The organism is Thauera sp. (assembly GCF_034003485.1).
Classification (GTDB): domain Bacteria; phylum Pseudomonadota; class Gammaproteobacteria; order Burkholderiales; family Rhodocyclaceae; genus Thauera.
Genome location: NZ_JAVEYL010000002.1, coordinates 83662 through 108593 on the forward strand (window position 1 = coordinate 83662; position 24932 = coordinate 108593).

The 24932-nt window shown below is 67.4% G+C and carries 26 protein-coding genes; 7 read left to right on the plus strand and 19 right to left on the minus strand.

Annotated features, from left to right (window positions below; genetic code table 11):
* Positions 1–33: 33 nt before the first annotated feature.
* Positions 34–408, plus strand: a complete 375-nt coding sequence (locus tag RBT54_RS01585; protein ID WP_320363438.1) for a dihydroneopterin aldolase — start codon at positions 34–36, stop codon at positions 406–408.
* Positions 409–498: 90 nt separating this feature from the next.
* On the opposite strand, the gene RBT54_RS01590 is transcribed toward RBT54_RS01585, so the two are convergent.
* The 10 genes from RBT54_RS01590 to RBT54_RS01635 all read right to left on the minus strand — a co-directional run bounded on the left by RBT54_RS01590 (position 499) and on the right by RBT54_RS01635 (position 10081).
* Complete coding sequence (locus RBT54_RS01590; protein WP_320363440.1) at positions 499–870, minus strand: H-NS histone family protein; 372 nt, start codon at positions 868–870, stop codon at positions 499–501.
* Positions 871–1069: 199 nt separating this feature from the next.
* On the minus strand, positions 1070–1558 hold the full coding sequence (gene ybaK, locus RBT54_RS01595; protein ID WP_320363442.1) for a Cys-tRNA(Pro) deacylase: 489 nt from the start codon (positions 1556–1558) through the stop codon (positions 1070–1072).
* A gap of 95 nt (positions 1559–1653) precedes the next feature.
* Positions 1654–2583, minus strand: a complete 930-nt coding sequence (gene xerD / locus RBT54_RS01600; protein ID WP_320363444.1) for a site-specific tyrosine recombinase XerD — start codon at positions 2581–2583, stop codon at positions 1654–1656.
* Positions 2580–3065, minus strand: a complete 486-nt coding sequence (locus tag RBT54_RS01605) for a methylated-DNA--[protein]-cysteine S-methyltransferase (protein WP_320363643.1) — start codon at positions 3063–3065, stop codon at positions 2580–2582. Before RBT54_RS01605 ends, xerD begins: the two co-directional genes overlap by 4 nt.
* Before the next feature lie 35 nt (positions 3066–3100).
* Positions 3101–3682, minus strand: a complete 582-nt coding sequence (locus RBT54_RS01610; protein WP_320363446.1) for a chalcone isomerase family protein — start codon at positions 3680–3682, stop codon at positions 3101–3103.
* A 50-nt stretch (positions 3683–3732) separates the two neighbouring features.
* Positions 3733–5010, minus strand: coding sequence for a glutamate-5-semialdehyde dehydrogenase (locus tag RBT54_RS01615; protein ID WP_320363448.1), 1278 nt, complete (start codon positions 5008–5010; stop codon positions 3733–3735).
* A gap of 111 nt (positions 5011–5121) precedes the next feature.
* Positions 5122–6132: a DNA polymerase III subunit delta gene (holA, locus tag RBT54_RS01620; protein ID WP_320363450.1), complete on the minus strand. Its 1011-nt coding sequence runs from the start codon at positions 6130–6132 to the stop codon at positions 5122–5124.
* 106 nt (positions 6133–6238) lie between these two features.
* Positions 6239–6862 carry an LPS assembly lipoprotein LptE gene (gene lptE / locus RBT54_RS01625; protein ID WP_320363452.1) on the minus strand — a complete coding sequence of 208 codons (624 nt, stop codon included), beginning with the start codon at positions 6860–6862 and terminating at the stop codon, positions 6239–6241.
* A gap of 11 nt (positions 6863–6873) precedes the next feature.
* On the minus strand, positions 6874–9501 hold the full coding sequence (gene leuS, locus RBT54_RS01630) for a leucine--tRNA ligase (RefSeq protein ID WP_320363454.1): 2628 nt from the start codon (positions 9499–9501) through the stop codon (positions 6874–6876).
* Positions 9502–9754: 253 nt separating this feature from the next.
* A complete protein-coding gene (locus RBT54_RS01635; protein ID WP_320363456.1) occupies positions 9755–10081 on the minus strand; it encodes a hypothetical protein in 327 nt (108 codons plus the stop codon).
* Positions 10082–10402: 321 nt separating this feature from the next.
* On the opposite strand from RBT54_RS01635, the gene RBT54_RS01640 reads away from it, so the two are divergent.
* On the plus strand, positions 10403–12628 hold the full coding sequence (locus RBT54_RS01640) for a UvrD-helicase domain-containing protein (RefSeq protein WP_320363458.1): 2226 nt from the start codon (positions 10403–10405) through the stop codon (positions 12626–12628).
* 68 nt (positions 12629–12696) lie between these two features.
* Here RBT54_RS01640 and RBT54_RS01645 read toward each other — a convergent pair whose 3' ends face one another.
* Entirely contained in the window at positions 12697–14094 is a 1398-nt protein-coding gene (locus RBT54_RS01645) for a phosphomannomutase/phosphoglucomutase (RefSeq protein ID WP_320363460.1), read from the minus strand.
* A gap of 253 nt (positions 14095–14347) precedes the next feature.
* On the opposite strand from RBT54_RS01645, the gene rfbA reads away from it, so the two are divergent.
* Together rfbA and rfbC are read left to right on the plus strand one after the other, a co-directional pair.
* Complete coding sequence (gene rfbA / locus RBT54_RS01650) at positions 14348–15232, plus strand: glucose-1-phosphate thymidylyltransferase RfbA (RefSeq protein ID WP_320363462.1); 885 nt, start codon at positions 14348–14350, stop codon at positions 15230–15232.
* A complete protein-coding gene (gene rfbC, locus RBT54_RS01655; RefSeq protein ID WP_320363464.1) occupies positions 15232–15780 on the plus strand; it encodes a dTDP-4-dehydrorhamnose 3,5-epimerase in 549 nt (182 codons plus the stop codon). The genes rfbA and rfbC overlap by 1 nt, the downstream gene beginning before the upstream one ends.
* Positions 15781–15797: 17 nt before the next feature.
* Here the strand turns inward: rfbC and RBT54_RS01660 are convergent, their stop codons facing one another.
* From RBT54_RS01660 to RBT54_RS01675, 4 genes are all read right to left on the minus strand, one after another.
* Positions 15798–16799 carry a hydrolase gene (locus tag RBT54_RS01660; protein ID WP_320363466.1) on the minus strand — a complete coding sequence of 334 codons (1002 nt, stop codon included), beginning with the start codon at positions 16797–16799 and terminating at the stop codon, positions 15798–15800.
* Positions 16796–17224 (minus strand): YybH family protein, encoded by a 429-nt coding sequence (locus tag RBT54_RS01665; protein WP_320363468.1) that lies wholly within the window; start codon positions 17222–17224, stop codon positions 16796–16798. Before RBT54_RS01665 ends, RBT54_RS01660 begins: the two co-directional genes overlap by 4 nt.
* Positions 17225–17336: 112 nt before the next feature.
* Positions 17337–17537 carry a zinc-finger domain-containing protein gene (locus RBT54_RS01670; RefSeq protein WP_320363470.1) on the minus strand — a complete coding sequence of 67 codons (201 nt, stop codon included), beginning with the start codon at positions 17535–17537 and terminating at the stop codon, positions 17337–17339.
* Between the two features lie 24 nt (positions 17538–17561).
* Positions 17562–18482: a branched-chain amino acid transaminase gene (locus RBT54_RS01675; RefSeq protein ID WP_320363473.1), complete on the minus strand. Its 921-nt coding sequence runs from the start codon at positions 18480–18482 to the stop codon at positions 17562–17564.
* A 214-nt stretch (positions 18483–18696) separates the two neighbouring features.
* Here RBT54_RS01675 and RBT54_RS01680 point away from each other — a divergent pair, with 214 nt between their 5' ends.
* The 3 genes from RBT54_RS01680 to mnmA are packed head-to-tail and all read left to right on the plus strand — an operon-like array spanning position 18697 to position 20945.
* Complete coding sequence (locus RBT54_RS01680) at positions 18697–19149, plus strand: NUDIX hydrolase (RefSeq protein WP_320363475.1); 453 nt, start codon at positions 18697–18699, stop codon at positions 19147–19149.
* Between the two features lie 7 nt (positions 19150–19156).
* Positions 19157–19819, plus strand: a complete 663-nt coding sequence (locus RBT54_RS01685; RefSeq protein WP_320363477.1) for a hypothetical protein — start codon at positions 19157–19159, stop codon at positions 19817–19819.
* 28 nt (positions 19820–19847) lie between these two features.
* Entirely contained in the window at positions 19848–20945 is a 1098-nt protein-coding gene (gene mnmA, locus RBT54_RS01690; protein ID WP_320363645.1) for a tRNA 2-thiouridine(34) synthase MnmA, read from the plus strand.
* A gap of 18 nt (positions 20946–20963) precedes the next feature.
* Here mnmA and RBT54_RS01695 read toward each other — a convergent pair whose 3' ends face one another.
* From RBT54_RS01695 to RBT54_RS01710, 4 genes are all read right to left on the minus strand, one after another.
* On the minus strand, positions 20964–21908 hold the full coding sequence (locus RBT54_RS01695; RefSeq protein ID WP_320363478.1) for a hypothetical protein: 945 nt from the start codon (positions 21906–21908) through the stop codon (positions 20964–20966).
* Positions 21909–21957: 49 nt separating this feature from the next.
* On the minus strand, positions 21958–22533 hold the full coding sequence (locus RBT54_RS01700; RefSeq protein WP_320363480.1) for a DUF2062 domain-containing protein: 576 nt from the start codon (positions 22531–22533) through the stop codon (positions 21958–21960).
* Between the two features lie 212 nt (positions 22534–22745).
* On the minus strand, positions 22746–23198 hold the full coding sequence (locus RBT54_RS01705; RefSeq protein ID WP_320363647.1) for a SixA phosphatase family protein: 453 nt from the start codon (positions 23196–23198) through the stop codon (positions 22746–22748).
* A gap of 91 nt (positions 23199–23289) precedes the next feature.
* A complete protein-coding gene (locus RBT54_RS01710; RefSeq protein WP_320363482.1) occupies positions 23290–24819 on the minus strand; it encodes a CYTH and CHAD domain-containing protein in 1530 nt (509 codons plus the stop codon).
* Positions 24820–24932 lie beyond the last annotated feature (113 nt).

Genomic DNA, 24932 nt, shown 5'->3' on the forward strand with positions numbered 1-24932 from the left:
ATAGAATTCCGGCGATTCTAAACGGGAAGCAGCATGGATTTCATCTTCATCGAGGAAATGCGCGTCAAGGCCTGGGTCGGCATTTACGAGCGCGAAAAGACCGGTCCGCAGACGGTCGAGCTCAATCTGACCTTCGGTGTGCCGGAAGCTGCCGCCGAGCACGACGACATCGCTGATACGATTGATTACGCCGTGGTTACCGCACGCATTCGCCGGGAGCTGGGCGAACGCCATTTCAACCTGATCGAAAGCCTGGGTGAATTCGTCGTCAATCTGCTGTTCGAGGAATTCGGTGCGCCGTGGGTGAAATTGAAGGTCGCAAAGATCGGGGTAATGAAGGATGTGCGTCGGGTTGGCGTACATATTCAACGTAGTCGCGCCGGCGTGACTGTTCCGCCCACTGCATGAAGAACCAAGGCCGCGCATCCAGATCACATCCGGATGCGCGGCCGTTTCAGCCAGAGCCCGGCGCCGTATCCGCCGGGGGCTCGAACTGCGTCAGACGGCGAGTTCGTCGAGCGACTTGCCCTGCGCAAGCCAGTCGAGCGCCCACTGGGGCTTGCGGCCACGACCGCTCCAGCCCTGATCCGGATTGGCGGGGTTGCGGTATTTGATGACCGGTGCCGGCTTGGCGGGTTTGGCGGTCTTCGTGCCCGGGCGGCGGCCGCGCTTGGCTGCGGGTGTTGCTTCAGCGCTTGCCGGGGTGCTGCCCTCGAGCAGATCGTCGAGCGTAAGGCCTTCGTCGGCAGCCATCTTCTGCATGCGCTTGATCAGGTTGCGACGGGTCACGTCGCTGCGACGACGGATTTCGCTTTCGACCTTGGCTTGAAGGCGGCGCAGTTCGGGCAGGGTGTAGGTCGACAGATCCATGGTTTCTCCAGTTTTGAAAAGGGCGTCACACCACCGGAATAGGGGCATTTTCGGCGCGTATGCACCGCGAAAGACTGCCCGATTCGTTTGCCCGCAATTGTGCCATTTTTCAAAACCGAATTGAAAGCAATTGAGCGGTGTCAATCGTCCTTGCAGTCGTGCGGTGGCTTCCTTTCACTCCCGGATGACTGCCGGAGGGTCAATTCGCGGCCTGTACCAACTTCGGCTGCAGGGCTCGCAGCAGGTCGTGCGGATGAATGCCGACGAGAAATCCGCGCCGTCCGCCATTAATGTAGATGAGTGGAAGGTCGAGGATGGTGCGCTCGAGGAAGACCGGCATCTTCTTGCGGGTTCCGAAGGGCGATGTGCCGCCGACCAGAAAGCCGCTGTGGCGATTCGCCGTTTCGGGCTTGCAGGCTTCGACGTGCTTGCAGGGAATCTGGCGCGCGAGCTCCTTGGTCGAGACCTTGCGGTCACCGTGCATCAGGACGATCATCGGTTGGGCGTTCTCGTCCTCCATGATCAGGGTCTTGACGACGGCATGTTCGCTGACGTTCAGTTCGCGCGCGGAAACCGCAGTGCCGCCATGTTCCTCGTACTCGTAGAGGTGGCTGGAAAATGCAATTCCGTGCTGGCGTAGATAGCGGGTGGCCGGTGTTTCCGGTGCGTGCGTGTCTTGTCTGCTCATGATGAATCCGGATTCTGTTTAAGTCGGCTGCTGTCTTCGGCAAATCGAGTGCAACGATAATTGGCGCCGCGCGATCGATTCGCCTGGCGGCTTGCTCAAGCGCGCGGGTGGTGCTTCGCGTGCAACTGCTTGAGCCGCTCGCGTGCGACGTGCGTGTAGATTTGTGTGGTCGATATGTCGGCGTGTCCAAGCAGCAATTGCACCACGCGCAAATCTGCGCCGTGATTGATCAGGTGTGTCGCGAAGGCGTGCCGCAGCGTATGAGGTGAAATGCGCTCGCGTGCAATTCCTGCATCCATCGCGTGTTGCTTGATGATGCGCCAGAACATCTGTCGTGTCATGCCGGCGCCGAGGCGGGTAACGAAGACTTCGTCGCAATTGCGCCCGGCGAGCAGTGCCGGGCGACCTTCGGACAGGTAGCGCTGCAACCATTCCGCAGCGATTTCGCCGATCGGTACGAGGCGCTCCTTGCTGCCCTTGCCCATGATGCGCAGCACGCCCTCGTTGAGACCCACTGCAAATACCTTCAGGCCGACGAGTTCAGATACGCGCAGGCCGGCTGCATACAGCACCTCGAGCATGCAACGGTCGCGCAGGCCCTGATGCGTTTCTGTGTCTGGGGCGTTGATCAGAGCTTCGACCTGGGCCTCACTGAGCGTTTTCGGAAACCGTTCGGTGGGCATCGGCGAGTCGAGCAGTAGCGTAGGGTCTTCGGCGATCTCGCGGTTGGCGAGCAGCATGCGGTAATAGCGCCGCCAGGTGGCGAGCAGCCGGCGCTGGCTGGCTGGCTTTGCGCTGCGACTGAATTCGGCCAGATAGGCTGCGAGATCGGCCGATGTAGCGGCGGGAAGGCGGGTGTTGCGCGACTCCAGCCACGCCGCAAAGCGCGCCAGGTCGCTGCGGTAGCCTGCCAGCGTGTTGCGGGCGAGGCCGTGTTCCAGCCACAGGGCGTCGGCGAAGCGGTCGAGTTCGCTGCGGTGATGGTCCTGCAGGCCGGACTCGACCGCCGGCGGGCGAACGCTCACAGCGCCTCTTCGAAGGCCAGCAGCCAGCGCTTGACGTCGAGCAGCCAGCCATCGTGCGCATTGGCGAATCCGCCCAGTCCGTTCGCGGCGGTCACGCGGTGACAGGGCACGATCAGCGGGAAGGGGTTGGCGCCGCAGGCCTGGCCGATTGCGCGCGGCGCACTGCCCAGTCGCGCAGCGAGGGCGCCGTAGGTGGCCGTTTGTCCGCGTGGGATTGCACTGATCGCTGCCCACACGCGCTGGCGGAATGGTGTGCCGGTGCGCGCGAGCGGGACCGGGAAGGGCTGGTCTGGATCATCGATCCATTCCCGCAACGCATGGGCGGCAGCGCCTGCGGTGGCGTTGCGCGGATCCTCGAGCGGTGTGCCCGGCGGAAGGAACGCCAGTTCGTGCACTTCGCCATCATGGGCGCGGATTCCGAAGGGGCCGAAGGGCAAGGCAATGATCGCGTCGAAGTCGGGCGACGGCGTTTCGCCGCGCATCGGCAGGCCCGCTGCGCCCGGTCCGCTTGCGATGCTCATCGGGGCTGCCCGAGCAGGGCGTCGCGCAGCTCGTTGTCTGCGGGACGGATACCAAGCCAGACGCGCAGCAGGGCGGGATAGAACTTCACGTCACCGATGTCGCCGCCCCGTTGCCGACCATTGACGAGCAGACGTGTGGCACCGTTGGCGAGCTGGTCGAGCAGGATCTCCGTGCCGGACTCGACCTCGCCCACTGCCGCCAGCGCCCCGATCAATGCATCGGTGGCGGGCTTGAGTGCGGCGAGCTCGTCGGGCTCGTGGTTCTTCTCCAGGCCGGCGAGCAGGGCGTCGCCGAACTGCTTCGCTTCCAGGTCACGGGTGAGCACGATGCGGATGCGCTTCTCGCCCCTGTCGTTGATGATCGCCGCGGCATCGGTGAGTGGCGCGCGCAGGTACAGCCCCATCGCATAGACCTTGAAACCGACCCGGGTGCGCAGGCCGGCGCCATTGAGTGCAAGCGTGCCCTTCTCGGCGCCCAACTCGGACTTGAAGTCGACCCCGCCAACCTGGATGGCGGCCTGGGCGATGCTGGCAGACAGCAGGGTAGCGGCCAGCAGGGTACGGATGAAGCGACGCATCGGATTTCCTTGTTTCTACAGAGTCACGCCGCGTCCGGCAGCGGCCAGGCTCAGCGACGGACCTCACCGTTGCCGAACACGATCCACTTCTGGCTGGTCAGGCCCTCCAGCCCGACCGGTCCGCGGGCGTGGATCTTGTCGGTGGAGATGCCGATCTCCGCGCCGAGGCCGTATTCGAAGCCGTCGGCGAAGCGGGTCGAGGCATTGACCATCACCGAGGACGAATCTACCTCGCGCAGGAAGCGCATGGCGTGGGAATAGTTCTCGGTGATGATCGCTTCGGTGTGGCCGGAGCTGCAGGTGTTGATGTGGGCGATCGCTTCGTCGAGGCCGGCCACGACCTTCACAGCGATGATCGGGGCGAGGTATTCCTCGCGCCAGTCGGCGTCGGTCGCGGCGACCAGCTTGCCGGCGTCGATGCCGGCCGCCGTCAGCAGCGCGAGCGACTCGGCGCAGCAGCGCATCTCCACGCCTTTTGCAGCGAGCATGCGACCGATTGCGGGCAGGTAGATGTCGGCGACGTCGCGCGCGACAAGCAGCGATTCGGCGGTGTTGCAGGTGCCGTAGCGCTGGGTCTTGGAGTTCTCGACGATCGGTACGACCTTGACGGGGTCGGCCTCGTCATCGATGTAAACGTGGCAGTTGCCGTCGAGGTGCTTGATCACCGGCACGCGTGCGTCCCTGGAGATGCGCTCGATCAGACCCTTGCCGCCACGCGGCACGATCACGTCGACGAACTCGGGCATGGTGATCAGCGCGCCGACGGCCGCGCGGTCGGTGGTCTCGACCACCTGCACCGCGTGCTCGGGCAGGCCGGCCGCAATCAGCCCGGCGCGCACGCAGGCAGCGATTGCGCGGTTGGCGTGGATCGCCTCCTTGCCGCCGCGCAGGATCGCGGCGTTGCCGGACTTTAGGCACAGCGCCGCAGCGTCGGCGGTGACGTTCGGGCGGGCTTCGTAGATGATGCCGATCACGCCCAGCGGCACGCGCATCTTGCCGAGCGCGATGCCGGAGGGGCGGCGCTTGATGTCGGTCATCTCGCCCACCGGGTCGGGCAGGGCGGCGACCTGCTCGAGGCCGACCGCCATGGCTTCGACGCCCCCTTCGTTGAGCGTCAGGCGGTCGATCAGCGCCGGCTCGAGGCCGGCGGCGCGCGCTTCGTCCAGGTCCTGGTTGTTGGCGGCGAGCAACTCGGCCCTGCGGGCGCGGATCTCGGCGGCCATCGCCAGCAGCGCGGCGTTCTTCGCTGCGGTCGAGGCGGCGGCGAGCACGCGCGAGGCCGCGCGCGCCTGGCGGCCGAGGGTCTGCATGTAGTGCTGGATGTCCATGGGGCGGTTCGGGGTAGTTATCGGGGCGCCGGTGCGGGCATGCCGGCATTAAAGCATCGAACCCGGCATTGATGGAACCGGGCAGGGTCGTTCCTGCGAGACCGGGTTTTTTCAGCCGCGTTGCGCGAGGCGCAGCGCGAGCTGCAGGAATTCGTCCCACACGTCGCCGGCGGCGAGGCCCTTGATCATGCGGTCGATGCGTGCGGCGTGCATCAGCGCGGCGCGCAGGCCGCCCTGGGTCAGGCGCCCAAGGGCGCGGCCGATGGCTTGCTGGCGGCGCGGATCGAAGATGCGTTCGGCCTTGAACAGCGCGGGCAGCGGCTGGCCGGCGTCGCGGCCGGCGCACAGGTTGGCGAGGCTGCGCGTCTCGTTGGCGAGCGCCCACAGCACCAGCGGCGGTGCGGCGCCTTCGCCCTTGAGGCCTTCGAGCAGGCGAGCGCAGCGCGCGGGGTCGCCCTCGATCACCGCCTGGCGCAGTTTGTCGATGTCGTAGCGGGCGACGTTGAGCACGGCGTCCTGGATCTGTTCTAGCGTCAGCGCGCCTTCCGGGTGAAGCAGGCCGAGCTTGAGGATCTCCTGGTGGGCGGCGAGCAGGTTGCCTTCAACGTGGTCGGCGATGAAGGCGAGCGCCTCGGGGGGGGCGGACTGCTTCTGTGCGGCCAGCCGGCGACCGACCCACTCGGGCAGGCGCTCGCGCTCGGGGGCGTTGAGCTCGAGCGTGGTTGCGGCATCGGTCAGGGCCTTGAACCAGGCGGTCTTGCGCGTCGCCCAGTCGAGCTCGGGCAGGGTGATCAGGGTCAGCGTCTGCGCCGGCAGGTTGGCGATGTAGCGCTGCAGCGCGTCGCCGCCGTCGCGGCCCGGCTTGCCGGTGGGTATGCGCAGGTCGATCAGCTTGGCGCCGCCGAACAGCGACATGTTGCCGGCAGCCAGCGTCAGTGCGTCCCACTTGAAGCCCTGGCCGACGACCAGGGTCTCGCGCTCCTCGAAGCCCTGGCGGCGGGCGGCGGCGCGCAGCGCGTCGGCGGCCTCGAGCACCAGCAAGGGTTCGTTGCCGTGCAGCAGCCACAGGGGCGCAAGTGGGCGCTCGAGCTGGGCGGTGAGTTGTTCGGGGCGCAGGTTCATGAGCGCGGTACTACGACAGGTCCGGCGCGCCGGCTTCGGTGCGCCGTCCTGAGTGAACGCCGTGGCGCGTCCGCGTTCCCGGTTGCGGCATGGCCTTCACCTGCGCTCAACCGGCGCGGCGGGCGGCCGCCAGGCGACGCATCATCTGCTGCACCAGGTCGGCCTGCATGTCGCGATAGAGCAGATTTTCTTCCTGCTCCTTGCCCAGCACCTGCGAGTCGTCGAAGGTATATTCGCGCCTCGCCGACAGGCTGGTGGGCGGGATCAGCGGCTTGCCGGCCTTGTCGAGCAACTGGAAGCGCAGGGTCTGGGTGAGCTGGTATTCGCGCACCTTGCCCGCGCCGGTCAGGCTCAGGATCTCGCGGCCGCGGTTGTTGCCGAGGATCTGCAGGCGCGCTTCGGCCTGCTCGGCGTCCTCGGTCACGGTGGTCGTGCCGCTGGTGGCGATCAGGCGGCGGAGCTGGGCGCCGAGCTCGGTTTCGGGCGGCGTGTTGATGTGAACCGTTGCGAAGTCGAGCGCCTGCGGTCCGCGCAGGCGGAATCCGCAGCCCGACACCAGCAACGCGGTGAGCCCGCTGCCGCCGAGCAGCAGGCGACGGCGCGAGGGGGCCGCAACCCCATCCGATGCAGCCTCACCTGCGCGCGGTCCGTTCGGGGGGGCGTCAGCGCAGGAACGGGATGCGCGCATGCCGGCGCGGTCGGCCTCGGGGATCGGGTTACGGACAGACATGCGCGACTTCCTCAGGCGACGATGTTGACCAGGCGGCCGGGGACGACGACGACCTTCTTCGCCGGCCTGCCTTCGATGAACTTCTGCGCGGCTTCCGAGGCCAGGGCGAGCGCCTCGATGTCGGCCCTGGATGCGTCGGCCGCGACCTTGATGCTGCCGCGCAGCTTGCCGTTGACCTGCACCACCAGCTCGATCTCGTCCTGCTTCAAGGCGTCCTGGCACACTTCCGGCCAGTTGGCGGCGAGGATGTCCGTGCCGAAGCCGCAGTCCTTCCACAGCGCGTGGCAGATGTGCGGGGTGGTCGGCGACAGCAGGCGCAGCAGGATCGAAAAGCCCTCCTCGGCCACTTCGGCGTGCGCGGCCGGCTCGGCGCCGGCCAGATCCTTGTGCGCCTTCTCCAGTGCGTTGAGGATCTTCATCGCCGCCGACACCACGGTGTTGAACTGGTGCTTGCCGAAGTCGTAGCTCGCCTGCTTGAGATGCGTGTGCACCTCGCGGCGCACGTCGGCGGCCGCTGCGGGCAGCGCGTTGGCGGCGAGGCGGCGCTCGGCGGGCAGTGCGGCGCGCATCTCGGTGGCGAAGGCGTGCCCGTAGTTCCACACCCGGCGCAGGAAGCGCGAGGCGCCCTCGACGCCGGCGTCGGACCACTCGAGCTGCTGGTCGGGCGGGGCGGCGAACATCATGAACAGGCGCGCGGTGTCGGCGCCGTACTGGTCCACCAGCGACTGCGGGTCGACGCCGTTGTTCTTGGACTTCGACATCTTCTCGATGCCGCCGATGACCACCGGCAGGCCGTCGGATTCCAGCTTGGCGGCGACGATGCGGCCGCGCTCGTCACGCTCGACGACAACGTCGGCCGGGTTGATCCACTGCTTCTTGCCACCGCCGAGCTCGCGGTAGTAGGTCTCGGCCACCACCATGCCTTGCGTGAGCAGGGCGCTGAAGGGCTCGGAGACATTGACCAGGCCGCAGTCGCGCATCGCGCGGGTGAAGAAGCGCGAGTACAGCAGGTGCAGGATGGCGTGCTCGATGCCGCCGATGTACTGGTCGACCGGCGCCCAGTAGTTGACGCGCTCGTCGACCATCGCGGTCTTGCTGTCGGCGCAGGCGTAGCGCAGGAAGTACCAGGACGACTCGACGAAGGTGTCCATGGTGTCGGTTTCGCGCTTGGCCGGCTTGCCGCACTTTGGGCACGCGCATTCGTAGAACGAAGCGATCTTGGCCAGCGGCGAGCCGCGGCCGGTGATCTCGACGTTCTCGGGCAGCACCACCGGCAACTGGTCATCGGGCACCGGCACATCGCCGCAGTCGGCGCAGTGGATCATCGGGATCGGGCAGCCCCAGTAGCGCTGGCGCGAGATACCCCAGTCGCGCAGGCGATACTGCACGCGCTTGGCGCCCAGGCCCTTGGTGGCGAGGTCGGTGGCGATCGCATCGACCGCGGCCTGGAAGTCGAGCCCGTCGTACTTGCCGGAATTCACCAGGCAGCCGTAGTCGGAATAGGCGTCGTGCCAGGGCGCGACGGTGTCGGCGTAGGCTTCGGAGCCGACCACCATGCGGATCGGCAGTTCGTACTTGGTGGCAAACGCGAAGTCGCGCTCGTCGTGCGCCGGCACGGCCATCACCGCGCCTTCGCCGTAGCCCATCAGTACGTAGTTGGCGACCCAGACTTCCAGCGGTTCGTCGGTGAGCGGGTGGCGCACCTTGAGGCTGGTGGGCATGCCCTTCTTTTCCATCGTGGCGATGTCGGCCTCGGCGACGCCACCGCGCTTGCATTCCTCGATGAATTCGGCGAGCGCCGGGTTGTCGGCGGCGGCCTGGGTGGCGAGCGGGTGCTCGGCGGCCACCGCGACGTAGGTCGCGCCCATCAGCGTGTCGGCGCGGGTGGTGAACACCTTCAGCACGCCCTCGTGGCCGATGCTCGATACATCGAACGGGAAGCTGATCTCCACGCCTTCCGAGCGCCCGATCCAGTTCTTCTGCATCAGCTTGACCTGCTCGGGCCAGTTCGGCAGGTCATCCAACGCGGACAGCAGCTCGTCGGCGTAGGCTGTGATCTTCATGTAGTACATGGGGATCTCGCGCTTCTCGACGAGTGCGCCCGAGCGCCATCCGCGGCCGTCGATGACCTGCTCGTTGGCGAGCACGGTTTCATCGACCGGGTCCCAGTTCACCGTGCCGAGGCGCTTGTAGATCAGGCCCTTCTCGAACAGGCGGGTGAACAGCCACTGTTCCCAGCGGTAGTACTCGGGGGTGCAGGTGGCCAGCTCTCGCGACCAGTCGATGGCGAAGCCGAGGCGCTTGAGTTGCACCTTCATGTAGTCGATGTTGGCGTAGGTCCACTTCGCCGGCGGCACGTTGTTCTGGATCGCGGCGTTCTCGGCGGGCATGCCGAAGGCGTCCCAGCCCATCGGCTGCAGCACGTTGAAGCCCTTCATGCGGTGGAAGCGCGCGAGCACGTCGCCGATCGTGTAGTTGCGCACGTGCCCCATGTGCAGCTTGCCCGAGGGGTAGGGGAACATCGACAGGCAGTAGTACTTCGGACGGCTGGCGTCCTCGGTCACGCGAAAGGCGTCGGTGGCGTCCCAGTGCTGCTGAGCGGTGGTCTCGACGGTGGCGGGCTGGTATTTGTCCTGCATGGCGGGCGTGCGGGCTTCTTATGGCGTTGAAAACACGCCAGTATACCTTGAACGGCGGCTAATCGCGGGCCGCCGCCGAGCGCCGCCGAGTGCTGGCGCGTGTGCGCAAGGATAAAGAACGGCACTCCACCGGCTGGCGGAGTGCCGAACTCCATGAAAGGAGGGAGGGAGGCGACTAATCTGTCGAGCGCGCAGGCGCCCGGGAGCTGATCTCAGGGGAGCCTGCGGCGCGGCCTGACACCGTCAGGTCTGGTCAGGCCGCGCGGTGCGTGCTGCCTGAGTGGCGGTTCCAGCGCGCGTGCATGGCTGCGAATACATCTTCCATCGCCAGTAGCGGCAGGCGCCACATGCGGTTCTGGGCACGCACATAGGGCACGACGCGGGGTGCGCACAGGGTGGAGCGCTCGTCCTTGAGCAGGCGGGTGAAGTGGTCCATCGCCGAGCCCCAGTATTCGGCATTACCCACCCAGCCGGTTTCGAGGGTCGCTTCGCGTACGGCCTTGCGCCAGAGGGCTTCGGCACGTTCGAGGGACACGCCCGCCTTGCGGGCATGCCAGGGCAGCAGTTTTGGCGTTTTCATGATGTGTTCTCCAGTCGGGCCGGGATACGGCGCCGTCATCGGCTGGCCGCTTCATGGGTGGCCGGGCCATCGTCAATGTTGTGGCGCAATATATCGTCGGCGCCATCTTGTTTTCCTTGATTCTGCACAATTCGGACTTCGGTTGCCGTGACAAGGTTCCGCTTTCTCGAGATCGTTTGGTGCAGTGCACAATGTGCAATTTAGCTCAACCGTGCCTGTGTGCAATCAGCCTGTTGTTTCAATGCAACACTGTTGCTCTTCAATGCAGGCTCGGTCGTGCGCGGCGGTGCCGATACAATTCGGGCTCGAAAAGGAACCACGATGTCCACGCTGCTAGCCAATCTCAACACCGAACAACTACAGGCGGTAAGCCTTCCGCCGCAGCATGCGCTGATCCTCGCAGGGGCCGGCTCGGGCAAGACCCGGGTGCTGACCACCCGCATCGCCTGGCTGATTCAGTCGGGTCAGGTTGATCCGGCCGGCATCCTGGCGGTTACATTCACCAACAAAGCCGCAAAGGAAATGCTTGCTCGCCTGTCGTCCATGCTGCCGGTGAGTACCCGCGGCATGTGGGTCGGCACCTTCCACGGCCTCGCCAACCGCCTGCTGCGCGCCCATCATCGCGATGCCGGCCTGCCGCAGTTGTTCCAGATCCTCGATTCGGGCGACCAGCTCGCCGCCATCAAGCGCCTGCTGAAGACGCTCAACGTCGACGACGAGAAATTTCCGCCGCGCGAGCTGCAGCAGTTCATCAACGGCCAGAAGGAAGCCGGCAACCGGCCGCACGCGGTCGAGGCCTGGGACGACTTCACCCGTCAGCGCGTTCAACTGTTTCAGGAGTATGAAGCGCAGTGCCAGCGCGAGTCTGTTGTGGATTTTGCGGAGTTGCTTTTGCGCAGCTACGAGCTGCTCGAACGCAACGAACCGCTGCGCCGCCACTACCAGCGGCGCTTCCGTCACATCCTGGTCGACGAGTTTCAGGACACCAACCGCCTGCAGTACCGCTGGCTCAAGCTCTTTGCCGACGAGGGCCGAGAGGGCGGCGCGGCGATGTTCTGCGTCGGTGACGACGACCAGAGTATCTATCGCTTCCGCGGCGCCGAGGTCGGCAACATGCGCGACTTCGAGCGCGAGTTCCGCGTGCACAACGTCATCCGCCTCGAGCAGAACTACCGTTCGCACAGCAACATCCTCGACGCCGCCAACGCCATCATCCGCCACAACAGCAACCGCCTCGGCAAGAACCTGTGGACCGACCAGGGCGCGGGCGAGCCGATCCGCATGTTCGAAGCCTTCTCGGATGGCGACGAAGCGCGCTGGATCGTCGAGGAGATCCAGTCCCTGGTGCGCGATGGCGCGCTACGCAGCGAGATCGCGCTGCTGTACCGCTCGAACGCGCAATCGCGGGTGCTGGAGCATCAGTTGTTCTCGGCCGGCATCCCTTATCGCGTCTACGGCGGCCTGCGCTTCTTCGAGCGCCAGGAGATCAAGCACGCGCTCGCCTATCTGCGCCTGATTGCCAACCCGGACGACGACACGTCGTTCGCACGCGTGGTGAACTTTCCCACCCGCGGCATCGGTGCGCGCTCGCTGGAGGTGCTGGCTGACGCCGCGCGCACCTACAACACCAGCCTGTACGCGACCGTGCCGCACCTCACCGGCAAGCCGGGTACCGCGCTCGGGCAGTTCGTCCGCCTGGTGGAGGACCTGCGCCGCGACACCGCCAGCCTGCCGCTCCCCGAGCTGGTTGACCACGTGCTCGATCTCGGCGGCCTGCGCGCGCACTACAAGGCCGACAAGGAAGGCCGCGATCGGCTGGAGAACCTCGACGAACTGATCAACGCCACGGCCAACTTCCTCGCCGAGTCGCAGGCCCGGGCGATGAGCGCTGACGAGGCGCTCGCGTCGCCGCACGCGCTGCTGGCCGACTTCCTCGCCCACGCCTCGCTCGAGGCCGGCGACCACCAGGCCGACCAGGGCGCCGATGCCGTGCAGTTGATGACGGTGCACTCGGCCAAGGGCCTGGAGTTCAACGTCGTGTTCCTGTCCGGGCTGGAAGAGGGCTTGTTCCCGCACGAGAACAGCATTCTGGAGACCGACGGCCTGGAAGAAGAGCGCCGGCTGATGTACGTGGCGGTCACACGGGCACGTGAGCGGCTGTACCTGTCCTTCGCGCAGAGCCGCATGCTGCATGGGCAGACGCGCTACAACCTGCGCTCGCGCTTTCTGGAAGAGATTCCCGCCGAGCTCACCAAGTGGCTGACGCCGCCGAACCCGCGCTCGGCCGCCGGCGGGGCGATGGGTGGCATGGGGGGCGGCTACTTCAAGCCCTCGCCGGCGGCCCAGGTGCAGCGCGCGCCGCGGCCGGCGTTCGCGACCCTGCCCAATGGCTTGCGGATCGGGCAGTCGGTGAGCCACGCGAAGTTCGGCCAGGGAGTGATCGTGGCGGCTGAGGGCAGTGGCGCGGATGCCAAGGTGCAGATCAACTTCGGGCCGGCCGGGGTGAAGTGGCTGCTGCTGGCGGTGGCAAAGCTCGATCCCGCGTGACGCGGCTGGGCGGCGCGCGGAAGGTTGGCCACGGTGGAGGCCCGCCCGCTGTCGCCGCCCGGCAGCGTTCAGAACGGCAGCTGCAGTCCCGGCCACACGTCGTCGATTGCGCGTCGGAACGCGGCCTGGATCGCCCCCAGTGCGGCTTCATCGTCCGCTTCGAAGCGCACCACCACCACCGGCGTGGTGTTGGAGGCGCGTGCCAGGCCGAAGCCGTGCGCGAACTCCGCCCGTACCCCGTCCAGCGTGATCACCTCTCCGGCGTCCGGGAAGCAGGACGGCGCGGCGAGCGCGGCCTCGCGCAGCCGGCGCACCAGCTCGAAGGGTTCGCCTTCGGCCATCTTGAGGTTCAGCTCGGGCGTGCTCACCGCGTCGGGCAGCGCCTTCAGCGCGGCGTTGGCGTCGGCGCGCGCGGACAGGATCTCGAGCAGGCGGGCGCCGGCGTACAGGCCGTCGTCGAAACCGAACCAGCGCTCCTTGAAGAACATGTGGCCGCTCATCTCGCCGGCGAGCGGGGCGCCGGTTTCCTTGAGCTTGGCCTTGACCAGCGCGTGACCGGTGTTCCACATCGTCGGCTTGCCACCGCGTGCGCGGATCCACGACGCCAGGTTACGCGTGCATTTGACGTCGTAGATGATCTCGCCGCCCGGCACGCGCGAGAGCACGTCCTCGGCAAACAGCATGAGCTGGCGGTCGGGGTAGATGATCTCGCCGTCCTTGGTGACCACGCCGAGGCGGTCGCCGTCCCCGTCGAAGGCCAGCCCCAGTTCGGCGTCGGTGTCGCGCAGCGCGCGGATCACGTCCTGCAGGTTCTCGGGTTTCGACGGGTCGGGGTGGTGGTTGGGGAAGCTGCCGTCCACCTCGCAGAACAGCTCGACCACTTCGCAGCCGAGGCGGCGGAAGAGTTCGGGGGCGATGCCGCCGGCGACGCCGTTGCCGCAGTCGACGACGATCTTCATCGGCCGCGCCAGCTTCACGTCACCGACGATGCGCTCGATGTAGTCGGCGCGCACATCCGCGGTGCGCAGCGCGCCGGTGCCGTGGGCGAGGTCGTCCTCGGCGATGCGCCGGCGCAGGCCCTGGATCATGTCGCCGTAGAGCGTCTGGCCGCCGAGCACCATCTTGAGGCCGTTGTAGTCCGGCGGGTTATGGCTGCCGGTCACCGACACGCAGGAGTCGCAGCCGAGCTGGTACGCGGCGAAGTAAGTGAGGGGGGTGGGCACGCAGCCGATGTCGATGACGTCGACGCCGGCGGCGCGGATGCCGTCGGCAAGCGCGCCGGCGAGCGCCGGGCCCGATAGCCGACCGTCGCGCCCGACCGCGATCGCCGTCTGCCCGCGCGCGACGGCCTCGCTGCCGAGGGCGTGGCCGATCGCGCGCACGGCGTCGGGGGTGAGCACGGTGTCGACGATGCCGCGGATGTCGTAGGCCTTGAAGATTTCGGGGGCGGGGAGGGCGTGGCGCATGGGGTGTCCGGTGGGGGCGGGGTGTGAAAGCCGGCGTGGGCCGGGATGATGTCCGAGCGCTGGCGAAGGGAATCAAGCACGGATTTTATGCTGCCACGCAGCGCTATGCACCGTTCCGGCGCGGATGCGTGATCGCCCCCGCATCAGACGGGCCGCGTCGCCGCGCGGGTGGCCCAGGCCCGGCGAGCGCATACAATGCCGTCCATCCACAGGCCTGCAGGCCTCGTTCCCTATTTCGGAGCACTTCATCGTCATGACTCGACGCAAGGGCATCATCCTCGCCGGCGGCTCCGGCACCCGGCTGCATCCGGCGACCCTGGCGGTCTCCAAGCAGCTGCTGCCGGTGTACGACAAGCCAATGGTCTATTACCCGCTCGCTACCCTCATGCTGGCGGGCATCCGCGACATCCTCGTGATCTCGACGCCGCAGGACACGCCGCGCTTCGAGCAGTTGCTCGGCGACGGCAGCCGCTGGGGCATCCGCCTGCAGTACGCGGTGCAGCCCAGCCCGGACGGCCTCGCGCAGGCCTTCCTGATCGGAGAGGACTTCCTCGCCGGTGCGCCGTCCGCGCTGGTGCTCGGCGACAACCTGTTCTATGGTCACGACCTCGCCACCGAGTTGCGCGCGGCCGCAGCGCGTACGACCGGGGCGACGGTGTTCGCCTACCCGGTGCAGGACCCCGAGCGCTACGGCGTGGTCGAGTTCGACGCCGACGGGCGTGCGGTGAGCCTGGAGGAAAAACCGGCGCGGGCCAAGAGCCGCTATGCGGTGACCGGGCTTTACTTCTACGACGAGCAAGTGGTCGAGCTGGCACAAGGGCTCGTGCCGAGCCCACGCGGCGAACTCGAGATCACCGACCTCAACCGCCTGTATCTGGAGCAGGGCGCACTCGACGTGCAGGTCATGGGGCGCGGCCACGCCTGGCTCGACACCGGCACCCACGAGAGCCTGCTCGAAGCCGGCATGTTCATCCAGACCATCGAGAAGCGGCAGGGCCTGAAGATCGCCTGCCCCGAGGAGATCGCCTGGCGCGCGGGCTGGATCGACGAGGCGCAGTTGCGCACGCTGGCGCAGCCGCTCGCCAAGAGCGGCTACGGGCAGTACCTGCTGCGCCTGCTCGAAGACCGGGTGTTCTGATGAAGGCGACCCCTACCGCACTGCCCGAAGTCCTGCTGCTCGAGCCCAAGGTGTTCGGCGATGCGCGCGGCTTCTTCCTCGAGAGCTGGAACGCGCGCAGCTTCCGCGAGCTGACCGGGCTCGATGTCGATTTCGTGCAGGACAACCACTCGCGCTCGGCGCGCGGCGTGCTGCGCGGCCTGCATTATCAGTTGCAGCAGCCGCAGGGCAAGCTGGTGCGCGTGGTGCGCGGGCGGGTCTTCGACGTCGCGGTGGACCTGCGCCGCAGCTCGCCGCGCTTCGGGCGCTGGGCCGGCGTCGAGCTGAGCGAGGACGATCACCGCCAGTTGTGGATTCCGCCCGGCTTCGCGCACGGCTTCCTGGTGCTGAGCGAATCGGCGGACTTCCTCTACAAGACCACCGACTATTACGCGCCCGCGCACGAGCGCTGCATTGCGTGGAACGACGCGCAGATCGGCGTCGACTGGCCGGTGGAGGGCGCGCCGCTGCTGTCGGCCAAGGATGCGCAGGGCGTGAGTCTTGCCGAGGCGGAGGCTTACGGCGACTGAGAATCGCGCGTGACGGCTCAGCGCGCGCGGTCGAAATGCGCCAGCACCCGCGCGGCCAGCCAGTCCTGGCTGCCCGGCCAGGCGCCGGCGAGGAAGCCGACGTGGCCGCCTTCGTCCGGACAGTCGAAGTGCACCGCGGGCGGTAGCGTCCGCACATCGGGCAAGGCCCGGGCGGGCACGAAGGGGTCGTTGGCGGCGTTGAGCACCAGGGTAGGCACTTCGATGCCGCCCAGCCATGGACGGGCCGATGCGCGCCGCCAGTAGTCATCCACCCCGGCAAAACCGTGGGCCGGCGCGGTATAGACGTCGTCGAATTCGGCCAGTGAGCGCGCGCCTGTGATGCGTGCGGCGTCGAAGCAGCCGGGATGGCGTTCGCATTTGGCCAGCGCCTTGGCGCGCAGGGTGGCGAGGAAGTGGCGCGTATAGACGCGATTGAAGCCCTCACCGAGCGCGTATCCCGAGAGCGTGAGGTCTAGCGGGGCGCAGATCGCCGCGCCGGCATCAACCACTTCGCGCGCCGCGGTGCCGCGTTCCCCGAGCCATTTCAGCAGCGCATTGCCGCCGAGCGAGACCCCGGCGGCGAACACCGGCGCACCGCGCGCGAGTTGCTGCAGGCGGCGCAGGATCCAGTCGATCTCGTCGCTGTCGCCGGAGTGGTAGGCGCGCGGCAGGCGGTTGGGCGTGCCGCCGCAGCCGCGAAAGTGCGGCACGACGCCCCGCCAGCCGCGAGCGGATGCGGCCTGCATCAGGCTGCGCGCGTAGTGCGAGCGGCTGCTGCCCTCGAGGCCGTGGAAGAGGACGAAGATCGGTGCGGAGTCCGGCTGCGTGAGGGCTGCCTGCGCCGCGCTCCCCGGGCCGGGAGGATCGATCCAGTCGAGTTCGATGAAGTCGCCGTCGGGTGTGTCCCAGCGCTCTCGCCGGTAGGTGGGTAGCGGCGCCTTGCGGGCGACCGGAAAGATGGTCTGCAGGTGACCGCCAGGCAGCCACCACGGCGCGCGGTAGGCGGGCGGTGGACTCAATGCACCACGCGCGGCGACAGGTCGCCAAAGTCTGCGTGTTCCGGAATCGGCGAGGCATGGTGCAGCACCATGCGCCAGCCGTTGGGGCCGCGCACATAGACGTTGGTCGCGGCCAGCGTCGGGCCGCGCTGCATCTGGCCTTCGGCGCCCACGCGCTCGGACACGCAGTGCATGGCCATCATCGCGCTCGCGCTGACCACGGCCTGGCTCACGTCGATCTTCAGCGCATTGCCGTTGGACAGGATCTGCCGCCAGGTCTCGCGCACGGCCGCGAGCCCGACGATGCGCGGGCCGCCCGGATGGACGCACACGACCTCCTCGTCCTCGGACCAGACGGTCATCAGGGCGTCGACATTGCCCTGGGCCAGGGCATGGTAGAAGGCGGCCTCGGCTTCCAGTGCGGTGGTGAAGTTGGCTTTGCTCACGGGATCGCTCGATGGGTTTTTCGGGTGTTGCAAAAGCGAGTGTGGGGCCGTCGCAAAATGCGACGGGGGCCGAAGCCCCCGTGCATGCAAGACTGCGGAAACGCCGCAGGGTTCAGTGATGGCCCTTGGGACGCTCGCCGGTGAGCACGTAGTGCGCGCTGCAGTAGGGGCACAGCGCCTCGCCGGTCTTCAGGACGTCCAGGAACACGCGCGGGTGACGCGCCCACAGCGGCGCGCCCGGCGGCGGGCAGTGCAGCGGCAGATCCTTGGCCGTGACGATGATGGCGTGGGGTTTGTCGGTGGTTTCAGCCATGTCGCAATCCTCGGAGCGTGGAAATCAGACGTGGGCGAGCCAGTGCGCGTATTCCGGCGCACGGCCATTGACCACATCGAAGAAGCGGGACTGGATCTTCTCGGTGACCGGACCGCGCTTGCCTTCGCCGATCTTGCGGTCGTCGAGCTCGCGGATCGGGGTGACTTCGGCCGCCGTGCCGGTGAAGAAAGCCTCGTCGGCGAGATAGATGTCGTCGCGGGTCAGGCGCTTGGTGCCGACCTCGTAGCCGAACTCGCGCGCGATGGCGTGGATCGAGTCGCGAGTGATGCCGGTCAGCGCGGAGGCGATCTCGGGCTCGTAGATGCGGCCGTCCTTGACGATGAACAGGTTCTCGCCCGCGCCTTCGGCGACGAAGCCCTGGTTGTCGAGCAGCAGCGCCTCGTCGTAGCCCATGCGGGTGACTTCGAGGTTGGCGAGGATCGAGTTCGGATAGGTCGCGGACAGTTTGGCGCGCGGCATCGTCGAGTTGACGTGGTGGCGGGTGTAGGACGAGGTCTTGACGCGGATACCCTTCTGCAGGCCTTCCTCGCCCAGGTAAGCACCCCACGGCCAGGCCGCGATCGCCACATGCACGGTGGCGCCGACGGTGGAGATGCCCATCTTTTCCGAGCCGTAGAAGGCGATCGGGCGCAGGTAGCAGGACTCGAGCTTGTTCGCGCGCACGACCTCCTTCTGGGCCTCCATGAGTTCATCCTTGGAGTAGGGGATGTCCATCATGTAGATCTTGCCGGAATTGATCAGGCGCTGGGTGTGCTCGGCGAGGCGGAAGATCGCGGTGCCGCTGACGGTGTTGTAGGCGCGGACGCCCTCGAAAACGGCGAGGCCGTAGTGCAGCGAGTGGGTGAGGACGTGGGTGGTCGCCTCGCGCCACGGAACGAGCTTGCCGTCCTGCCAGATGAAGCCGTCGCGGTCAGCCATGGACATGATCAGAATCTCCGCCTGAATGAGTGTTCGCTGGATGGGTGTCGGGAACGCCCCGGCCTGGATCGTCGGGGCTTAGCCGCAGAATTCTAGCGCAAAGGCGGGGCTTCCATGCGTCCCACGTGCAGCCGGGCGCGCATCGTCCTCGGCGCTGTCCGCTGGGAGTGCAGACGGGCGCGCGCTAGAATGCAGCGCTTCGTGCTGCCTGGATCCGAAATTGAAAGACCGTCCGTGGAAACCCAATGTCACCGTCGCCGCCGTGATCGAACGCGATGGCCGCTTCCTGCTGGTCGAGGAAGAGACGCCCGAGGGCCTGCGTTTCAACCAGCCTGCCGGACACCTCGAGGAGGGCGAGTCCCTGCTCGAAGCCACCATGCGCGAAGCGCTCGAGGAGGCCGCGCAGCATTTCGTGCCCGAGTATCTGGTCGGCATTTATCAGTGGACTCGGCCCCAGGGCGATATCACCTACCTGCGCTTTGCCTACGGCGGCCGGGTCGACGGCGAGGAGGTCGGGCGCAGGCTCGATGAGGGCATCGTGCGTGCGGTGTGGATGACGATCGACGAGGTGCGCGCGACCGCCGACCGCCACCGCAGTCCGCTGATCCTGCAGTGCTTCGAGGACTGGCTGGCGGGTCAGCGCTATCCCCTGTCCGTGGTGCGCCACACGTGAGGCTGGCGTGATCCGCGTGCTGTTGGCGCTGCTGCTCGTCCTGCCCCCGGCGGCGCAGGGTGCCACGCTGCGGGCGACCGCAGAAGTCAGCATCTGCTACAACTACGGCTGCGTGCGCGAGGACACGGTGCAGTTTCACGGCGCGACGCTGGCGCGTCTGGGCGAGCGCCTCGCCAGTGCGCGCACGGCCGCCGAGGAGCGCGAGCGGCTGGCCGAGGCGATCGGGCGGCTATATCGGGTCGCCGGCACACAGACGCCGGTGGGCGCCGATCGCGCCGGCAATTTTCTTGATGCCGAAGTGCATGGCCGCATGGATTGCATCGACCATTCGACCTCGACCACGCGCCTGCTGGAACTGGTCGAGGCCCGCGGCGGCTTGCGTTTTCACCGCGTGGTCGAGCCGGCGCGGCGTACGCGCCTGATCCTGCAGCACTTCAGCGCGGTGATCGAGGTGCTGACGGTGGAAGAACGCATCGCCCGCCTGCCGCCCGGCGAGGCATTGGCGGGCTGCAATTGCACCGAGGACGGGCTGGTGATCGAGGCCGCGGACGGCGCCGACCGTCCGGGCGAACGTTATGTGGTCGACAGCTGGTTCGTCGACAATGGCGAGCCGGCCGTGGTGCTGCCGCTCGCGGAATGGCTCAATGGAGGTGGACCGAATGTCCAGTAAGCAGGATGGGAAGCAGGACGGGCAGGGCATGAAGGTGGTGGTCGGCATGTCCGGCGGGGTGGATTCGTCAGTCACGGCGCTGCTGCTCAAGCAGCAGGGCTATGACGTGACCGGCCTGTTCATGAAGAACTGGGAGGACGACGACGACTCCGAGTACTGCTCGAGCCGGCAGGATCTGGTCGATGTGGCTTCGGTGTGCGACGTCATCGGCATCGAACTCGAGGTGGTGAACTTCAGCGCCGAGTACAAGGACCGCGTGTTCGCCGACTTCCTGCGCGAGTACGAGGCCGGCCGCACCCCCAATCCGGACGTGCTGTGCAACTCGGAGATCAAGTTCCGCTGCTTCCTCGATCACGCCATGCAGATGGGCGCCGAGCGCATCGCCACCGGCCACTACGCCCAGGTGCGCGAATGGACCAACGACGGCCGCACCGAATACCAGTTGCTGAAGGCCGAGGACGGCACCAAGGACCAGAGCTACTTCCTGTACCGCCTCGACCAGCAACAGCTGGCTAAGACGCTGTTCCCGCTCGGCGCGATGTACAAGCGCGAGGTGCGCAGGATCGCCGAGCAGGCCGGCCTGCATGTGGCGACCAAGAAGGACTCGACCGGGATCTGCTTCATCGGCGAGCGCCCGTTCCGCGAGTTCCTGATGCGCTACCTGCCGACCCAACCGGGCGAGATTCGCGCCCTCGACGACGAGCGCGTGCTAGGCGAGCACCAGGGCCTGATGTACCACACCATCGGCCAGAGGAAGGGCTTGCACATCGGCGGCATCAAGGGCAACCAGGACGAAGCCGGCGAGCACGACGCGTGGTACGTGGCCGGCAAGGACGTGAAGGCCAACGTGCTCTACGTGGTGCAGGGCCATGCCCACCCGGCGCTGCTGCGCGACCACCTGGTCGCAGGCGACCTCAACTGGATTGCCGGCCGCGACCCGCACACCAACTGGGTCTATACCGCCAAGCCACGGTACCGTACGCCCGATCAGCCGTGCGAGATCGACCGCATCGCCGACGGCCGCGCCGAGATCGCCTTCGCTCAGCCGCAGTGGGCGGTCACGCCCGGGCAGAGCGTGGTGGTGTACGAATCGAAGGTCTGCCTGGGCGGCGGCATCATTCTTTGAGCGCCGGGCCCGGGGTCTTCAGGCCTTCAGCGGCCCACCCGCCACGAGCGGCGGATGATTCGCCGCCTGCAGACGGGCGGCGTAGGTCTGGCAGCGCTCGATGTATTCGCGCGCGCTCTTGGGCATGGTCACGCGTGCGCGCGTGATGTCGGTAACCAGATTGCGCCCGAGCAGGATGAGGCGCAGCCCGTCGGTGGCGAGCTGGCGCTCGTGTTCGGTCGAGGCTGGCGACAGGACCGGGCTGACCGCCCCAAGGTGCTCGGAGGCGACCACGAAATCCGCCCACACGTCGAAGATGTCGGGGTCGGTGCGCAGCGTCTCGCACTTGATCTTGGCGATGCGGGTGAATTCCAGCGCCAGCGGCGCAACGCCCTCGAAGATGTGCGTGCTCGAGAAGGTGGCGGCCATCACCGCGCCGAGGCGGTCGATCTCGCGCAGAGCCTGGGCGATCTTGATGTAGCGGCTCTCGTAGAAAGCTTCAACCGGGATCGAGAACGCGCGGAAGGGCTCGCCCCACAGCTCGTCGATGCCTTCGTCGCCACTGCGATGCAGCACCAGGCGTCCGAGCGCGAGCGCTTCCTGCAGGCACAGGCCGCATTCGCGCATCAGCGCGTTGTCGGTCTCGATCTCGATACCCAGCTCCTGCAGCTCGACCAGCTTGGTGAAGATGTCGGTGGCGCGGTTGAACAGCGCGCCGGCGTACATCGCGCCCTTGACCCGCTTGCGCTCCGGGTCGGGCTCGTCCAGATAGGAGCGGCGCGCATCGTCCAGTCGTTTGCCGGGGATGTTGATGCCGTGCTCGACGTGGTTGAACAGGCGGCGGGTGAGGGCCTGGATGAGCTTCTTCTTGGCGTCGAGCGAATCTGCCGGCGGGTCATAGACCTTGAGCCAGTAGCCGTCGTGGTGAATGCGCCGGATGCCGTCGATGACGGCGACCGTGCCGTCCGGGGTAGGCTCGTCCATGATGGTGGGGCGTCAGCGTTGGAGCGGAAAACGAAGCATACGCCCGCGCTCAGGCGCTTCCAATAGCCTGCCGACGCGCCGCTGCAGCACGCAGCCGACGCTCGTGCCGCAGCCGGCGCCACTTCGCGGTGACGCGCATGCGCCAGACGAGCTGAGTTCCCCAGTAGGCGATGATGGAACCGGTGGTCGCCATGATCAGCATGCCGACCAGCAGCGGCTGGCCGATGCCGGTGATCCACGCCCACGCCTGTGCGAGCGAGTCGATCATGCGGATCGGTCTCTCGACGTCGTCTGCAGTGAGGTCGGCCGGGGTGCGCGTGCCGATCACGCCGGCCCCGAGCCGGTAGGCAAAGTAGTAGAGCGGGCCGTAGGTGAGCGGATTGCTGACCAGGGTGGAGACGGCGGCAATCCATAGATTGCCGCGCAGCATCAGGGAGGCGATCGCCGCCGCGGGGATCTGCGCGATCGGGATCATCAGCCCGAAGAACACCCCCAACGCCACCCCACGCGCCACCGAACGCCGATTGACATGCCACAGCAGCGGATCGTGGATCCGCGGCCCGAGCCAGCGCAGGAGACGGCTCTGCGTGATGGCGTCGCGAGTTGGCAGGAAGCGTTCGAGCATGGACCGATCCGGGGCGAAGACGGCATCTTACGCAATGCGTGACAAAGCACAAGGAGCGGCGCCCGCGGGTACCCGGGGCGTGCGCCTCGATGCCGCAAGCGGGTGATTTACATGTCGTTCGACCGCGGCTGTCGTGAGGAATTCCGGCAGGATTGGACGAGACCTCGCCTGGAGCCGGGCGGTGACGCGCGCGGCCCCGCATCGGTCCATGCTCAGGTGAAATCGCTCGGGATCACCGCACGCAGCACGGTCTGGGTCTCGCCCTCGCGGACGCGGTTGGTGAACCACCACAGCGCGCCCTTCTTGATCGTCCAGTCGGCTTCGCTGCCCGCGAGCAGCAGGGCGCACAGGCGGCCGAGTGCGGGCTGGTGGCCGACCACCAGCGCCGCGCCGCTCGCGTCGGGCCAGCCGGTGGCGGCCAGGATGTCAGCGACGTTGCCGTCGGGGCCGAGGCTGCTGACGATGTCAAAATCCTCGGTGAAGGCACTGGCGGTCTGGCGCGTACGCACGCTCGGGCTGGCCAGCACCTTGAGCTGCTTCGGTTTGTGCTCGTCGAGCCAGTGCGCCATGCGCCGTGCCTGCTTGAGTCCGCGGGGGGTGAGCTCACGCAGGTGGTCGGGCGTGCCGTCCACCGCTTCTGCGTGTCGCCAGAGCAGCAGGTCCATGTCGTTCGTCCAGGGGTCGAGGGCCGGCATCATCGGCTGCTCGTGTTGCAGCACGATGACTCGGGCGCTGTTCGATTCGCGCGCGTGACCGTCACCACGGCTTCCTGCCGTCGAGCAAGGGGGCGCATTCGCACAGGATGCGACGGCGCAGGCGGACGTAGCGCGGCGCATGCCAGCCGAGCACGAACGCGGCCGCAGGCGCGAGCGCGGGATTCGCCCGCGTCCAGTCCGACAGGCGCTGATGCGCGATATCCACGTCCTGCAGGAAGCCGAGCGCAGTCTGCGCCTGCACGACGCCGTCGAGGTAGCGATTGATGGTGCGTGCGGCGAACAGCGGGGCGAAGAACTCGACGCCGTAGCGCAGCAGCTTGAAGCCGATGCGCAGCGCGTGCAGGCGGGTGGGCGCGAGCGTGCCGGCGGCAGCGGCCTGGCGACGCGCGCGTTTGCGCAGGCTGTTCAGGCGCAGACGCGCAAAGGCACGCAGGTCGGCTGCAGCGGCAAGGCTGCCCACCGGCAGGCGGTAGAGGTCGGCAGTGAAGGCGAGCAGCAGCCGGCCCTGGGTGGCCATGTCGAGCCTGTGGCTGGCAAAGTGGCGCGCCTCGTTGCGGGCCTGGTGCACGGTGTCGAGCAGCGCGGCCATCGCCGTCGGGTCGGCGAGGCCCTCGGGCAGCACTGGCTCGAGCAACTCGGCGTAAAAGACGTCGAGGTCGCGGGCGTCGCCGAAGCGGTTGGCGTTGTCGCGCAGGCGGGCGTTCCAGGTGCCGGCGAAGTTCTCCGGCAGCGCCGGAGCAAAGAGCTTGAGCAGCGCGCGCAGTCGGCGCTGGGACACGCGCATCTGGTGGATGAAGTCGGGGTGGATATCGTCCGGGTCGGCGCTGGCGAGCGCGGCGGCGGCATTGCCCTGCCACTGGCGCACGCAGGAAAAGGCCAGGGTGCGGAAGGCCTCGACGACGTTCTGCCCGGCGTCGATTGTCGATGGTTCGGCACGCACCGGGCTGAGCGGCGTGTCGAGGAACAGCCGGTAGCCGCGCTCGGCCTTGGAGATGTCGGCGGGCATCAGCGGCAGGTCCTGCGCCAGCGTGCAGGCGAGCTCGACGAGATCCTGCGGCCGGCCGCTTTCGAGTTCGAGCTCGAGTTCGCAGATCGGCGCGCTGCGCTCGGTGCCGTCCGCCGTGCGCACCTTGACCTCGCCGGTGTCGATCATCAGCAGGATGCTGACGCCGGGTTCGGGCGTGTGGCGGCGCGTTTCGCGTCGGAAGCGGGTGGTGAACACCGGCACCAGTGCGTCGTGGTGGCGGGCGAGCAGCCGCGCCACCTCGGGCTGGTCGATCATGGAGAAATCGAAGGCGCCGGCCCACGGCTGCTCCCATTCCGGGCGGCTCGACAGTCCGCCGCTGGAGACGGCTGCGCACTTCACCGTCTGCAGCATCTGCCGGCCCTGGCGGCGGGTGCGCACCGCCACCTTGCGCGCCTTGAGCGCCAGCGACGGGGTGTCGAAATAGGTGTTGTCCAGCGTGGTGGTCGTGCCGAGCTTCTGCGCCGCGGCGACGAGGGCATGCCTGCGCAGGGCAGGCAGCGCGCGTTGCGGCAAGGCAAGCTTGAGTTCGATTTCGTGGCTCATTGAAGTCGCCCGCGAGCAGGCGCCAGAAGAAGGGGCGTTTGAATTCTAGACACCGTGGCGCAGTGCGTCATGCGTGGTTTCGTGACCTGAAATATTTCAGCCCCAGCATGCGC

Bases quoted from the DNA above. Each gene is read 5' to 3' on its own strand.
- RBT54_RS01710 (WP_320363482.1), bottom strand. From the start codon at position 24,819: ATGAGCCACGAAATCGAACTCAAGCTTGCCTTGCCGCAACGCGCGCTG.
- RBT54_RS01610 (WP_320363446.1), bottom strand. From the start codon at position 3,682: ATGCGTCGCTTCATCCGTACCCTGCTGGCCGCTACCCTGCTGTCTGCC.
- RBT54_RS01695 (WP_320363478.1), bottom strand. From the start codon at position 21,908: ATGGACGAGCCTACCCCGGACGGCACGGTCGCCGTCATCGACGGCATC.
- leuS (WP_320363454.1), bottom strand. From the start codon at position 9,501: ATGCAGGACAAATACCAGCCCGCCACCGTCGAGACCACCGCTCAGCAG.
- RBT54_RS01585 (WP_320363438.1), top strand. From the start codon at position 34: ATGGATTTCATCTTCATCGAGGAAATGCGCGTCAAGGCCTGGGTCGGC.
- RBT54_RS01635 (WP_320363456.1), bottom strand. From the start codon at position 10,081: ATGAAAACGCCAAAACTGCTGCCCTGGCATGCCCGCAAGGCGGGCGTG.
- rfbA (WP_320363462.1), top strand. From the start codon at position 14,348: ATGACTCGACGCAAGGGCATCATCCTCGCCGGCGGCTCCGGCACCCGG.
- RBT54_RS01640 (WP_320363458.1), top strand. From the start codon at position 10,403: ATGTCCACGCTGCTAGCCAATCTCAACACCGAACAACTACAGGCGGTA.
- holA (WP_320363450.1), bottom strand. From the start codon at position 6,132: ATGAACCTGCGCCCCGAACAACTCACCGCCCAGCTCGAGCGCCCACTT.
- mnmA (WP_320363645.1), top strand. From the start codon at position 19,848: ATGAAGGTGGTGGTCGGCATGTCCGGCGGGGTGGATTCGTCAGTCACG.
- RBT54_RS01700 (WP_320363480.1), bottom strand. From the start codon at position 22,533: ATGCTCGAACGCTTCCTGCCAACTCGCGACGCCATCACGCAGAGCCGT.
- RBT54_RS01670 (WP_320363470.1), bottom strand. From the start codon at position 17,537: ATGGCTGAAACCACCGACAAACCCCACGCCATCATCGTCACGGCCAAG.
- lptE (WP_320363452.1), bottom strand. From the start codon at position 6,862: ATGTCTGTCCGTAACCCGATCCCCGAGGCCGACCGCGCCGGCATGCGC.
- RBT54_RS01615 (WP_320363448.1), bottom strand. From the start codon at position 5,010: ATGGACATCCAGCACTACATGCAGACCCTCGGCCGCCAGGCGCGCGCG.
- ybaK (WP_320363442.1), bottom strand. From the start codon at position 1,558: ATGAGCAGACAAGACACGCACGCACCGGAAACACCGGCCACCCGCTAT.
- RBT54_RS01705 (WP_320363647.1), bottom strand. From the start codon at position 23,198: ATGGACCTGCTGCTCTGGCGACACGCAGAAGCGGTGGACGGCACGCCC.
- RBT54_RS01605 (WP_320363643.1), bottom strand. From the start codon at position 3,065: ATGCGCGGCGAAACGCCGTCGCCCGACTTCGACGCGATCATTGCCTTG.
- RBT54_RS01590 (WP_320363440.1), bottom strand. From the start codon at position 870: ATGGATCTGTCGACCTACACCCTGCCCGAACTGCGCCGCCTTCAAGCC.
- RBT54_RS01645 (WP_320363460.1), bottom strand. From the start codon at position 14,094: ATGCGCCACGCCCTCCCCGCCCCCGAAATCTTCAAGGCCTACGACATC.
- rfbC (WP_320363464.1), top strand. From the start codon at position 15,232: ATGAAGGCGACCCCTACCGCACTGCCCGAAGTCCTGCTGCTCGAGCCC.
- RBT54_RS01675 (WP_320363473.1), bottom strand. From the start codon at position 18,482: ATGTCCATGGCTGACCGCGACGGCTTCATCTGGCAGGACGGCAAGCTC.